At 68.6% G+C, this 12,861-nt stretch carries 10 protein-coding genes, 1 tRNA gene and 1 other RNA gene; 4 read left to right on the top strand and 8 right to left on the bottom strand.

What is annotated here, in order from left to right; genetic code table 11:
* Both Q0A34_RS08490 and ffs read right to left on the bottom strand, forming a co-directional pair.
* Positions 1-1,173: ATP-binding cassette domain-containing protein (locus Q0A34_RS08490; RefSeq protein ID WP_291479559.1), on the bottom strand; the 1,173-nt coding region annotated here is incomplete at its 3' end.
* 196 nt (positions 1,174-1,369) lie between these two features.
* An RNA gene (gene ffs / locus Q0A34_RS08485) (signal recognition particle sRNA small type) lies at positions 1,370-1,466 on the bottom strand.
* Positions 1,467-1,602: 136 nt separating this feature from the next.
* On the opposite strand from ffs, the gene Q0A34_RS08480 reads away from it, so the two are divergent.
* Both Q0A34_RS08480 and Q0A34_RS08475 read left to right on the top strand, forming a co-directional pair.
* A tRNA-Ser gene (locus Q0A34_RS08480) sits at positions 1,603-1,691 on the top strand.
* Between the two features lie 411 nt (positions 1,692-2,102).
* Positions 2,103-2,936 (top strand): type IV toxin-antitoxin system AbiEi family antitoxin domain-containing protein, encoded by an 834-nt coding sequence (locus Q0A34_RS08475; protein ID WP_291479558.1) that lies wholly within the window; start codon positions 2,103-2,105, stop codon positions 2,934-2,936.
* 156 nt (positions 2,937-3,092) lie between these two features.
* On the opposite strand, the gene Q0A34_RS08470 is transcribed toward Q0A34_RS08475, so the two are convergent.
* Entirely contained in the window at positions 3,093-3,812 is a 720-nt protein-coding gene (locus Q0A34_RS08470; RefSeq protein ID WP_291479557.1) for a hypothetical protein, read from the bottom strand.
* 488 nt (positions 3,813-4,300) lie between these two features.
* Here Q0A34_RS08470 and Q0A34_RS08465 point away from each other — a divergent pair, with 488 nt between their 5' ends.
* Positions 4,301-5,593, top strand: a complete 1,293-nt coding sequence (locus tag Q0A34_RS08465; protein ID WP_291479556.1) for a D-serine ammonia-lyase — start codon at positions 4,301-4,303, stop codon at positions 5,591-5,593.
* A gap of 12 nt (positions 5,594-5,605) precedes the next feature.
* Here the strand turns inward: Q0A34_RS08465 and Q0A34_RS08460 are convergent, their stop codons facing one another.
* The 4 genes from Q0A34_RS08460 to Q0A34_RS08445 all read right to left on the bottom strand — a co-directional run bounded on the left by Q0A34_RS08460 (position 5,606) and on the right by Q0A34_RS08445 (position 10,869).
* A complete protein-coding gene (locus Q0A34_RS08460) occupies positions 5,606-6,643 on the bottom strand; it encodes a glycine betaine ABC transporter substrate-binding protein (RefSeq protein ID WP_291479555.1) in 1,038 nt (345 codons plus the stop codon).
* A 67-nt stretch (positions 6,644-6,710) separates the two neighbouring features.
* Positions 6,711-7,574 (bottom strand): ABC transporter permease subunit, encoded by an 864-nt coding sequence (locus Q0A34_RS08455; RefSeq protein WP_291479554.1) that lies wholly within the window; start codon positions 7,572-7,574, stop codon positions 6,711-6,713.
* A gap of 1 nt (position 7,575) precedes the next feature.
* Complete coding sequence (locus Q0A34_RS08450) at positions 7,576-8,628, bottom strand: betaine/proline/choline family ABC transporter ATP-binding protein (protein ID WP_291479553.1); 1,053 nt, start codon at positions 8,626-8,628, stop codon at positions 7,576-7,578.
* Positions 8,629-8,784: 156 nt separating this feature from the next.
* A complete protein-coding gene (locus tag Q0A34_RS08445) occupies positions 8,785-10,869 on the bottom strand; it encodes an NAD(+) synthase (protein ID WP_291479552.1) in 2,085 nt (694 codons plus the stop codon).
* 78 nt (positions 10,870-10,947) lie between these two features.
* Here Q0A34_RS08445 and Q0A34_RS08440 point away from each other — a divergent pair, with 78 nt between their 5' ends.
* A complete protein-coding gene (locus tag Q0A34_RS08440; RefSeq protein WP_291479551.1) occupies positions 10,948-11,757 on the top strand; it encodes a crotonase/enoyl-CoA hydratase family protein in 810 nt (269 codons plus the stop codon).
* A gap of 16 nt (positions 11,758-11,773) precedes the next feature.
* Here the strand turns inward: Q0A34_RS08440 and gluQRS are convergent, their stop codons facing one another.
* Positions 11,774-12,697, bottom strand: coding sequence for a tRNA glutamyl-Q(34) synthetase GluQRS (gene gluQRS / locus Q0A34_RS08435; RefSeq protein ID WP_291479550.1), 924 nt, complete (start codon positions 12,695-12,697; stop codon positions 11,774-11,776).
* Between the last annotated feature and the right edge of the window lie 164 nt (positions 12,698-12,861).

The following is a 12,861-nucleotide window of genomic DNA, read 5'->3' as shown; positions in this document are numbered from 1 at the left end:
GTCATCCCCCGGGTCACGGCCCCGGACCAGTCCCTCCAGCAGCCGGGTCTTGCCGATCCCGTTCGGCCCCGTCAGCGCGACACGCTCGGGCCCCTGCACCACCACGGCGACTCCCCGCGCGTCGGAGAACTCGAGCAGCCGGCGACCTGCAGGGACGCCGGGGTCCGGCAGTGCGATCCGGATGACCGCGTCGCGTCGGACCCGTTCCTCCCGCCGCGCCTTCTCCTGCCGCGCCTGCGCGACCTTCTCATCCAGGTCGCCGCGCAGTTTCCCCGCGGACACCTGCGCCTCCGACTTGCGCTGGTTCATGATCATCTTGGGCCTGCGCCGGTTGACGTAGTCCGTGCGCGCGTAGCGCTGACGCCGTGCCAGTGTCGTCTGCGCCTGTATCCGCTGCCGCCTCTCCGTCCTGAGCTTCTGCCCGGCGGTGCGCAGAGCCTGCTCCGCGGCTGCCTGCTCCTGCTCCACCTGGCGCCGGTAGTCGCTGAAACCTCCGCCGAACAGCGTCACCGTCCCGCCGCGAAGCTCAGCGGTGTCGTCCATGAGGTCCAGCAGGGTGACGTCGTGACTGACCACGACCAGCGCGCCCTTCCAGGACTCGACCGCCCGGTAGAGGCCGTGACGTGCACGCCGGTCGAGGTTGTTCGTGGGTTCGTCGAGCAGGACGACCCCCTCGTCCCCGGCGCTGTGCATCCGCAACCCGGCCACTGCCGCCAGAACCGCTTCCCCACCGGAGAGGTCGCCCACGGTGCGGTCGGGACCGACGCCGCGCAGGCCGACGTCGTCGAGGGCGCGCCGGGCCTCCTCCTCGACACCCCAGCGCCCGCCGAGGGTCTCGATGTGGCGTTCCTCCATGGAACCGGACTCGATGGCGCGCAACGCGTCGAGCGCGTCGGCTACGCCCAGGAGCTCAGCCACTGTCGTCCCGGTGGACAGCGTCAGGTTCTGGGGGAGGTGGCCGATGTCGCCGCGGGTGGTCAGTGTGCCGGACGTCGGCGCCAGCTCACCGGCGATGAGCTTCAGCAGTGTGGACTTCCCTGTGCCGTTGGCTCCCAGCAGACCGGTCCGTCCCCGGCCGAAGGCGACGGTGAGGTGGTCCAGGACGGGACTGCCGTCCGGCCAGGAGAAGGACACGTCCGACACGACGACGGACGGGGAAAGGGTGGGTGACATGGTGGGCTCCGACGGTTGTCAGCGGATGCGTTGACAACGGGTGCGGCGGAGCCGACGGTTCGGCTACGACGACGTCAACGCACGGAAGAGTGCAGGATGACGATCATCGGTGAGCATGGGACGCCTTTCAGCGGAGAACAGGTCCACCCCCGAACCTACTCCGCGTCCCCACCCTTATCCAGGGCCTCGCGGAAAAAGTAGAAGGACACCGCGCACCCGCCAGAGCTCGTTGACCCTTGCTGCATTCCTGCCCTGGGGGAGTTCACAAGATACACGCCGCGCGGCGTCCGGACCCCATAGTAGCAACGGTGCCGCCCGGGAGCCAACACGCACACCGGCCCCCTCGCCGACACCACCGAATACACGGCCCCACCAGCATATTCAACGGCATTTTGCATCCTGGACACCGACCTGTGTATATTTCTCGGCGGAGGATTCGACTAGCGGCCTATGTCACACGCCTGGAACGCGTGCGGGAGTCACATCCCTCAGGGGTTCAAATCCCCTATCCTCCGCCACAGGACGTTCCCCCTGATCAGAGATGATCAGGGGGTTTCGTCGTTTCTATCGGAGAACATGCAGGTCAGACTTGCTTCCGCACACCTTCCGCAATACCGGTTTCACCACCGCATCGCCGGGGATGTTGCACAGGGGCGCAGCAACGTCGTCACGGGGGATGGTCAGGGTCGGCGCGAATGTCATGGCTGCCTCCGAAGCGTGGAGTGGTTGGCGCCGTGCCATCAGAACAGTCCGTGTGCCTCACAGGCCAGAAGTGCGGTCGGACACACCTCAGAACGGGACGAACGCGTTCGGCCAACAAGTTCCGGCGACTATCGCCATGCTGCAAAAAGTACGTATTCAGTGCTTTTTGCAGCATGGAATTGCCGTTCCCCCACTTCAAAAAGTTCCCGTGTGATACTTTATGAAGCATGAAGAGTGCAGAGGCGGCGGAGATCGTTGGTGACCTGGCCTCCCAGCAGTGGGGCCTGGTCACCTCGGCCCAGGCGAAAGCAGCTGGGGTTGACCTGCCTTCGCTGCGCCGGCTGGCCAACCACGGAGTGCTGGTAAGGGTTCGTCATGGGGTTTACGCGACCACGGCCACGGCGCTATCAGCCGAGCTGGAACTCAAAGCACAGTGGCTCGCGCTGCAACCAGAGCTCCTGGCCGCCGACCGCACCAATGACACCGAACTTGCCGCAACAGCGGTGGTCTCGCATGAAACGGCAGCTGATCTGTGGGGCATCGGTGACCTGTGGCCAGATGGAGCACATTTCACCGTGGCTGACCGGCGCCAAAGTCGCCAACCTGATGTGCATTTCCACCGCGCAGTGATCGATGGCACGGACTGGATGGTGCATCCGGATGCCGGACTGCCTGTCACGGTGGTTTCACGCACGGTCGCGGACCTGGCACGTGCCGGACACGAACCAGGGCATCTCCTCGACATGGTCGCTGATGCCGCCAGGAAGCGGTTGGTGGACGAAGACGAACTGCTGGAGAGATTGGACGGCCTGGAGGCAGCCTTCGGAGTGGATGCTGGTGACCGGGACGGGATGGCTGACCTTCTGGCGGAGCACTTCCCTGATGAGCAGCCAGACAAAAGAACACTGTCACTGTTCAGCGAGGCCCTTCGGCCTCTCCAGGAGCAGGTGGCTGGTTTAAGCTCAGCCCTCGCACCACAGGTGGCCTGGAATCAGGCCCTGCACGATGCTCTGGACCTGCCGATGAGGGACTCCATCACTGAATCGCCCCGGGTTTCGTAGAGACTCCCGTACCTGCCTTCAGGCCGGACGACCGGTTTTCACACCTGGCCGCCTCCACCGCAGACGTGTACCCCTACAAGAAAATCCGCCCCAGGGGTTGGTGACCAGGATGCCACACACCCCGCCGACTGAATCACAATGAGATCAGAGCGACAATCACCACGTTTCATAGACGTCTTCTGACACCCGGAACCCATGCCCGTCCTCGCTGGCGCAGATCATCAGTCTGTTCACGTCGACGCCACAAGTGACTTTCGGCTGTTCCTCCGTGCCATACGTCGTTATCTTCGAGCCGCTGGGCAGCGTTGCGCTTGCCGAAGTATTCGGCCAAGTCCCTTGCTGAACCCACGTTTTTGGAGCCGCACCGTAACCAGCCTCCACACCGTCAGACCACCCAATGACTGTCGGAGTCCCCTGCCCGTTCAATCCGTCATTTGCCCGGTCTTCGGCAGGCCATTCTTCATGCTGGTTCACCTTGCAACCGGCCCCAAGGCCGTTGATATGGCAGTTCACAGATCCGGACTGTGTCTTGAATCTTGCCCCGGCCAGTGACGAGTTCCCGTTGCCGGTGTACATCAACGCGTCAACCTCGTCGAAATCATCGAGCACATGTGCAGCCTCTCCCGGTGTCACCGTTCCCTGCTGCGGTTCGTTCGTCTCTGTCGACTCAGCTGCCTCTGTCGCCTCGTCCTCCCCAGTGGTCGGGGCCGGGGCATCCTCGCTGTTCGTCGTGGAGTCCTCGGTCGCAGACACTGTCGACGTTGCCGTCATTGTGGATTCAGCGGTGTCCTCGTCGTTCGATCCGCACCCGGCAAGCAGACTGCCGAGCAGGGTCACCGCCCCCACAACAGAAAATGTTCGCTTATGAATATTCATGTGCCACACGGTAGATGGCGTCAGCCTTCATTTCCGCTTAACACCACCTAGCCCCCTGTCCAGGGGCACCGACTGTACCCTGACCGTGGAACTTCCCCCTGGCACGGTGCGGGAACATAACACCACACACCAGCCCCGCCCACTGTTGTCCTGGCGTGGGTCGGGGTCACCGTACTCCGCGCTCATGGTGAGCGAAGCATGAGCACCGATACTCTCGACCAGTCCGTATCCGCTGTGCACACACGCGATCGTGCAGACAGGTACCGCACCCGTCGTGTGCAACCCCTGCATGCGCAAGGCCCGGTCGTCTCACGGAGGTCTGGCCGGGGAGGAAACCGGCTGTTCTTCAGGAAGAGGGCCGTCAACGCCGGCACACCGACAATCGCTCCGGCATGAATATCCTCCGCCACAGCAGAACCCCCGGTCCTCGGACCGGGGGTTCTGTCGTTTCCAGTTTCCCCTGCCACGCCCCTCTAGACTGGGACGCCATGCAGACTCTCCGGGACTCCCTGTCCTCAGACCGCGACCGGGCGGTCTTCGACGACCTGGCCGCCGCCCGTCCCACGGTGTGGGTCCCCGACCACTCCACCCACGCCGGCCCACCCGGCACCGGCTCCCCGGACACAGCCACCCTCGACGCCCTCGTCGACGCCGCGGAGGAACGCTTCCGGTGGTTCGCGCCGTTGATCGAGGACATCTTCCCTGAGACGCGTGGTCTCGGTGGCGTCATCGAGTCGCCGTTGACGAAGGTCGGCGCCCTCAGCGAGGCGCTCTCCCGGGAGTTCGGCACCCCTGTCCCCCGGAACCTGTGGGTGAAACGGGACGACGCCCTGGCGGTGAGCGGCTCGGTGAAGTCCCGCGGAGGTATCCACGAGGTCCTCGAGACGGCACTCACCGTCGCCGCCGAACTCGGCGTCGACCTGTCCGCCGGTCCCACGGTGTTCCTCGACCGTTCCGTGCGGGAGCGGATGGCGACGCGACGCATCGTCGTCGGGTCGACCGGCAACCTGGGCATGTCCATCGGTCTGATGGGCGCGGTCCTCGGGTTCTCCGTGACGGTACACATGTCCCACGACGCCAAGCAGTGGAAGAAGGACCGCCTCCGGGACTCCGGGGTGCAGGTCGTCGAGCACGACACGGACTTCACCGCGGCGGTCCACGCCGGACGCCGCGCCGCCGACGCGGACCCGCACGCCCACTTCATCGACGACGAGAACTCCCTGAGCCTCTTCGCCGGCTACGCCGTCGCCGGGCGCAGGCTCGCCGGGCAGCTCGCCGCGGCGTCGGTCCGGGTGGACGCGGACTACCCGCTGACCGTGTACCTGCCCTGCGGGATCGGCGGGGCGCCCGGCGGCGTCACCTACGGGCTGTCCAGGATCTTCGGCGACGACGTCCGGTGCGTCTTCGTTGAACCGGTGGCGATGCCGGCGTTCCTTCTCGGACGGCTCACCGGGCTGGACGACGCGGTCGGGGTGACGGACATCGGCCGTGGGGAGTCCACCGTCGCCGACGGTCTGGCGGTGGGCCGTCCGTCCGGTTTCGTGGGGAAGACGGTCGGCGGCCTCGTCGCCGGCTACGCGACCGTCACCGACGACGACCTCCTGCGGGTCCTCTCCGTGGTGCACGGTGTCTGCGGCATCGCGCTCGAACCGTCCGCCTGCGCGGGACTGCGCGCGGCGGGGTGTCTCGGGGACGCCGACGCCCCGGGGACCCACGTCGCGTGGCTCACCGGGGGCTCGCTCATGCCGGACGAGGAGTTCGCCGCCCTGCTCGGCGGGTGACTCGGCGGGTGACTACGCCAGCTCACCGGCCTTCCAGTCGTCGACGAAGTCCGGGTTGTCGTCGATCCACTCGGCCACGGCCTCGTCCATCTTCTCGCCGCCGTAGTTCTCCTCGGAGAACATCACGTTCTCCAGGGTGAAGAGGTGCTCGTCGTCGAGCACCAGGTTCTTCAGCAGCTGGGCCACATAGGGGTTGTCGTCGGAGAAGCCGGTCCGGGAGAAGTTGAAGATGTTCTCCGTGCCGCCCATCGCACCCTTCGGGTCCTCGAGGTCACGGACGGGGAAGGAGTCGTAGGCCCAGTGCGGGCGCCACAGGCTCACCGCGATGTTGTCTCCGGCGTCGGTGGCCTTCTTCAGCTCGGCCAGCATCGCGGGGGTGGACGAGGTCTGGAAGTTCAGGTCGTTGAGACCGTACTCCGGGATGGCCCGGTCCTGGATCTGCTTGGTCAGGCCGGCGCCGTCCTCGATCCCGACGATCCGGTTGCCGTAGTCGTCGCCCATGCTCGCCAGGTCCTCGATGCTCTGTGCCGGGGAGTCCTCGTTCACGGCGATGGTCAGTTCGGCGTTGTCGTACCAGCAGCCCTGGGTCTCGAGGTCGTCGCCGTACTCCTCGATGTAGGTGTCGTGGGTGACGGGCAGCCAGCTGTCCATGACGATGTCCATGTCACCCTGCGCCACACCGGTGTACCCCGGCGCGGCGTCGTAGCCTTCCACCGTCACCGTGTAGCCGTCCTCCTCCAGGACGTGCTTGAGCAGGTGGGCGGCGGCGAAGGACTCGTCCCAGCCGTTGAAGGCGGCGATGCTGATGTCCTTGTCGTCGTCGACGTCCATGTCGGCGAGGTTCGCCGAGTCCTCCCCCGGGGTGCAGTCGGCGTATTCGGAGTCGGTACCGGATCCGGCGCCTTCACCGCCGTCACCGCCGCCCTCGTTCTCCGCCCCGCAGGCGGAGAGCGCCAGTGCCGAGGTCACCAGCAGTGCGCCGAGCGTGGCCGCCCGGCGTCCCGCTCTGGCGGTGGTCCGTGTCGTGGTGGTCCGTGCTGTGGTGGTCATGGTGTCTCCTGTCGTGAAACGGTGGTGGTGGATGTGGTGCAGGTGGTGCGCGCTGTGGCGCCGGGTGTCACCCGGCGGTTTCTGCCCTGGCCAGCGGGGTCCGGCGTCCCAGGCCGGCTGTGACGCGGTCGAGGAAGATCGCCAGGATCACCACGGCCAGGCCCGCGTTGACGCCCAGCGGGATGTTCAGGGACTGGATGGCGGTCGTCACGTCCTTGCCGAGACCCGCTGCGCCGGCCATGCCCGCCAGCACCACCATGGACAGCGCGAGCATGATGACCTGGTTGATCCCGGCCATGATGGTCGGCAGGGCCAGGGGCATCTCGATGCGGAAGAGGATGTGGCGGGGTGTCGCCCCGAAGGCGTTGCCGGCCTCCACGGTCTCCCGGTCGACCTGGAGGATGCCCAGCCGGGTGAAGCGGACACCGGGTGGCAGGCAGAAGATCAGGGTGGCGATCATGCCGGGGACCTCGCCGATACCGAAGATCACGATGATCGGCACCAGGTAGGCCAACGCCGGCATGGCCTGCATGAAGTCGAGGACGGGCTGGACGACCGCCGAGACGACGCGGGACTTCGCCGCCCAGATCCCGAGTGGCACGGAGACCGCGACGGCGATCACCACGGCGACGATGACCATCGACAGTGTCTGCATGGCCTGGTTCCACTCGTTGACGCCTCTCACCAGGTAGAAGCCCAGCACGGTGAAGACGGCGACCCGCCACCCCGCCGCGAACCAGGCGATCACCGCGAACACCACGATCATCACCAGGTACACCGGTGCGCCGAGTAGGGAGTAGACCCCGGAGTACATGCCGCCGAGGACTGCGCCGACGGCGTCGAGGAAGCCGGACGCCGCGCCGGTGAACCAGTCGATGCCGTCGGCGACCCAGCGGCCGACCGGGATGTCGGGGTTCATGAACGTCGACATGTCAGGCCTCCTTCCCCACCGTGGCGGCCTCGGCCACGGTGTCGACGAGTGTGCGTCGGTCGACGACGCCGATCACCCGGCCGCCACCGTGAGCCCCACCGTCGTCCACGACCGCCACCGCGCCGGTCTCCGAGGCCGCCGAGTGCGCGAAGACCTCCGCCAGCACGGTGTCTGCGCCGACGGTGGGCAGCGGGCCGACGTCGTCGCCGGGCGCGGTCATCACGTTGCGCGCGGTGAGGACGCGGGTCCGGTCGACGTCGGCGATGAACTCGCGGACGTAGTCGTCGGCGGGTTCGGTGAGGATCTCCACCGCGGACCCTGTCTGGGCGATGCGCCCTCCCCGCATGATCGCGATCCTGTCGCCGAGCCGCATCGCCTCGTTGAGGTCGTGGCTGATGAAGATGATGGTCTTCCTCAGGTCGCGCTGAAGGGCGATCAGCTGGTCCTGCATCTCGGTGCGGATCAGCGGGTCCAGGGCGGAGAACGCCTCGTCCATCAGCAGGATGTCGGTCTCCGCGGCGAGGGCGCGGGCGAGTCCGACGCGTTGCTGCATGCCTCCGGAGAGTTCGCCGGGCAGGTGGTCGCCCCAACCGTCGAGCCCGACCTGTCGCAGCCAGTGGTCCGCGCGTTCCCTCCGTTCCGCCTTGTCGACCCCCTGGATCTCCAGCGAGTAGGCGGCGTTGTCGCGGACGCTGCGGTGCGGGAGCAGCGCGAAGTGCTGGAAGACCATGGACACGTGGCTCTTGCGCAGGTCGCGGAGTTCCCTGGTGCCCATGGCGGAGATGTCCCTGCCCGCCACCTCCACTGTCCCGGAGGTGGGGGCCCACAGGCCGTTGAGCATCCGGATCAGCGTCGACTTCCCCGACCCCGACAGGCCCATCACCACGAAGGTCTCCCCGGCCTCCACGGAGAAGGAGGCGTCGATGACGGCGGCGGTCCCCAGGTGGGTGAGGTCGTCGCGGTCCTCCCCCTTTTCCAGACGGGAGACCAGTTCCCTGCTGTCGGCGTCCGGTCCGAAGACCTTGTAGACGTGGGACGCACTGACGACACTCATGTTTTCTTCGCCTCCGCTGTCTACTTCTTTTGTCCCTGAACAAGCTTATGGGCAGGCGGGGGAAACCGCGAGGAGGCGCAACCCACGTCCCCGCGTCACGAGCACCGGAAACGGACCGTCACCAGCGCAGAGTGTGACCGGGGACACACCCGGTGCTCATGCCCCCACATCGGGGTAGTGCCGGTCGAGCTCAGCGAGCCAGGCGCGGGCGTTCCCGTCCGACGGCGCCCGCCAGTCACCGCGCGGCGACAGGGAGCCGGCCGGGGACACCTTCGGACCGTTGGGCACGGCCGTGCGCTTGAACTGGGCGAAGCCGAAGAAGCGTCGCAGGAAGACACGTTCCCACCGCACGACGGTCGTCAGGTCGTAGGCGTAGCGGTCGTCGTCGGGGAACCCCGCCGGCCACTGCCCGGCCTCCGCGTCGTTCCAGGCGTGCCAGGCCAGGAAGGCGACGGTGGCCGGGCGGGTGCCGCGCAGCACGTGCCACAGCGTGAAGTCGTGCAGCGCGTACGGGCCGATGGTGTCCTCGGTGGACTGGACCTGTCCGTCCGCCCCGGCGGGCACCAGCTCGGGGCTGATCTCGGTGTCCAGGACGGACCGCAGCACCGCGGCGGCGTCGTCCCCGACCACGGTGCCGTCGGCGATGACCCACCGGATGAGGTGCTGGATCAGCGTCTTGGGCACCCCGGCGTTCACCGCGTAGTGGCTCATCTGGTCCCCGACCCCGTAGGTGCACCAGCCGAGGGCGAACTCGGAGAGGTCCCCGGTGCCCACCACGATGCCGCCGAGGTGGTTGGCCAGGCGGAAGAGGTAGTCGGTGCGCAGCCCGGCCTGCACGTTCTCGAAGGTCACGTCGTACACCGGCTCACCGTCGCCGGCCGGGTGCCCCACCCGGGAGAGCATCTCGGTGGCCGCGGGCCGGATGTCGAGGGTGCGGATCGTCGCGCCCAGGGCCTCGGCGAGTTTCACGGCGTTCGACTTCGTGTGGTCGGAGGTGGCGAACCCCGGCATCGTGTACGCCAGGATGTCGGAGCGGGGACGACCGGCGCGGTCCATCGCCCGCGCCACCACCAGCAGCGCGTGGGTGGAGTCCAGTCCACCGGAGACCCCGATCACCGGGCGGGGGTCGCCGATGGCCTGCAGCCGCTGGACCAGCCCGGAGACCTGGATGTTGAAGGTCTCGTAGCAGTCCTGCGCCAGGCGGGCGGGGTCGCCGGGCACGAAGGGGAACCGCGCGACCTCCCGCCGCAGGCCCACGTCGCCCTGCGGCGGGTTCAGCGTGAACCCGATGCGCCGGAACCGCACGTCCGAACGGTGCTCCACCGCCCGGCGGTTGTCGTCGAAGGTGCCCTGGCGCAGGCGTGCGGCCTGCAGTCCGCGGACGTCCACGTCTGCGACGCTGACGCGCGGGCCGTCCGGGAAACGCTCACTCTCCTGCAGCAGCTCACCGCGTTCGTACACCATGGTCTGCCCGTCCCAGGAGACGTCGTTGGTCGACTCCCCCTGGCCGGCGGCGGCGTACACGTAGGCCGCCAGGTTCCGGTGGGACGCCGACTTCGCCAGCAGGTGACGGTCGTCGGCCCGCTGCACCGTGACGGGGCTCCCCGACAGGTTCAGCAGGACGGTGGCGCCCTGCAGCGCCGCCACGGAGGACGGGGGCACCGGGACCCACATGTCCTCGCAGACCTCGGCGTGGACGGTCAGACCGTCCACGTCCTGCGCCTCGAAGAGCAGGTCGGTGCCGAAGGGGGCCTCGACCCCGTCCGCCCCGCGTCCGACGCGGATCGTCTCGCCGCGGACCCCGTCGCCCGGCGCGTACCAGCGCCGCTCGTGGAACTCGCGGTAGTTCGGCAGGTGGGCCTTCGGGATGACGCCCAGGATCCGCCCGCGGTGGATGACCACCGCACAGTTGTACAGGCGGTTGCCGTGCGCCAACGGGGCGCCGACGACGAGCACGGGGAAGAGTGTCCCCGACTCTGCGACGAGGGTGGCCAGGGCGTCGGTGACGGCGTCGAGCAGGGCGTCCTGCATCACCAGGTCGTCGATGGCGTAGCCGGTGAGGCAGAGCTCGGGGAAGACGGCGACGGCGACGTGGTCGTCGTGGAGGCCGCGGGCGGTGTCGAGGACCGTGCGGGCGTTCGTCGCCGGGTCGGCGACGGCGACCGGGACGGTGGCCGCCGCGACGCGGGCGAATCCGTGCGTGTACGCGCCGCCGGGTGGTGTGTGCAGCTGTTCTGGCATGCCCCCAGTCTGCCAGCCCCGTGTCCGTCCCTCGCGTTCACCCGCGGCCACCCCGCACCGTCCTCTAGCGTTGTCGGCATGACTGGTCTTCCCTCACTCACCGTCACCGACGGCCCCACACGGATCGCCCACGTCCGGCTCAACCGTCCGGACAAGCTGAACTCCCTCACCCTGGAGATCCTCGACGAACTGGTGTCGATCACCCGGCGCATCCGGGACGACCGGACGATCCGCGCCGTGGTCGTCTCCGGGGAGGGCCGTTCCTTCAGCGCCGGCCTGGACTTCGCCTCGGCGATGAAGCGGCCCTCGTCGATGGTGGCGTCCTTCCTCCCCCGGCCGTGGCGCGGGACGAACCAGTTCCAGGAGGCGTGCTGGGGTTTCCGGCGCCTGCCGGTGCCGGTGGTCGCGGCGGTGCACGGGCACTGTTTCGGCGGCGGTCTCCAGCTGGCCATGGCCGCGGACTGGCGGATCACCACCGCCGACGCGCAGTGGAGCATCCTCGAGTCGAAGTGGGGGCTGGTCCCCGACATGTCCGGCATGCGGACCCTGCCCCAGCAGGTGCGGGCGGACGTGCTGAAGAAGCTCACCATGACCGGCGAGGTCTTCGACGGCCGCGCCGCGGTGGGGTACGGGCTGGCCAGCGAGGTCTCCGACACGCCGGTGGAGGACGCCGAGGCGCTCGCCACGGTGATCGCCACCCGCTCCCCCGATGCGGTGGCCTACGCGAAGAAGCTGGTGGACGAGACGTGGACGACCGGCCCGTGGACCACGTTCCGCAGGGAGCGGATGCGCCAGCTGCGGCTGCTCGCCGGGAAGAACACGGCGGTGGCCCGGAAGGCCGCCGCGAAGAAGGTGGCCCCGGTGTTCGGACGTCGCTCGGTGGGCTGACCCCGCCAGCCGGGGCTCACCCCTGCCAGGTGACCGGCTCGTGGCTCAGCAGTGCCGGGTCCTCCAGCGCCGCCGGCCCGATCGAGCGGTCGATCCACTCCCGGGCGGCACGTCCCTTCTCCTCCAGGGTGTCGCCGGGCATCTCACGCAGGGTGATAGCACCGTCCCGCTTCGCCAGCCGTGCGCCGGTGGGCCCCAGCACCAGGGGGACGTGCACGTACTCCACCTCCGGCAGCTCCAGCAGGTGCGCCAGGTACGCCTGGCGTGGCGCGGAGCTGAGCAGGTCGTCGCCGCGGACGACCTGGTCGACCCCGGCGAGCGTGTCGTCGACGACGACGGCGAGGTTGTAGGCCACCCCCACGTCGGCCCCGCCCTGCCCGCCACGGCGCAGGACCATGTCGTCCACCTCCCCGGTGTGGCTGCCGCCGGGGACGGCGAAGGTCTCACGCACCGTCCACTCGCTGACCTGCGCTCGCAGCCGCAGCGAGGGGACGCGCCCCTCGGCGGCGAGGGCGTCGCGCCGCTGTGCCCGCTCGGCGTCATCCAGGTCGCGGCAGGTGCCGGGGTAGTGTCCCGGCACGGCGTGCGGGGCGCGGGCCGCCTCCCGGATGTCCCTGCGGGAGCAGTAGCACTCGTAGACCAGGCCGTCCTCCCGGAGCCGGTCGAGGGCGACCTCGTAGCGGTCGAGGGTCCCGGACTGGCGGGCGACCGCCCCGTCCCAGGTGACCCCGACGGCCTCGAGGTCCTCCAGCTGCCGGTCGGCGGAGATCTCCGAGGACCGGGCGGCGTCGATGTCGTCGACACGCAGGACGAACCCGCGTCCGGTGGTCCGCGCCCACGCCTCGGCGAGCACGGCGGTACGCAGGTTGCCCAGGTGCAGGTCACCGCTGGGGCTCGGGGCGTAGCGGCCGTTGGGGCGGGGGCCGGACGAGTCAGTCATGGCGTTCAGGATAACGGTGCCTCACGGCACCGGCGTGCCTCAGGGGCGCGACCGGGCACGATGTGCCACGATGTGGCGCCACGGGTCCCCGGGCACCGGACTCCGCCTTCCCGGCCTCTGCTCCCAGGTGCCGTCCAGGGTTCGCGGGTAGCGTTGGTGCCGTC

It is taken from the genome of Corynebacterium sp. (assembly GCF_022712195.1).
Taxonomy (GTDB): Bacteria; Actinomycetota; Actinomycetes; order Mycobacteriales; family Mycobacteriaceae; genus Corynebacterium.
Note: the sequence above shows the minus strand (reverse complement) of the source record. Positions and strands in the feature narration are given on the sequence as shown.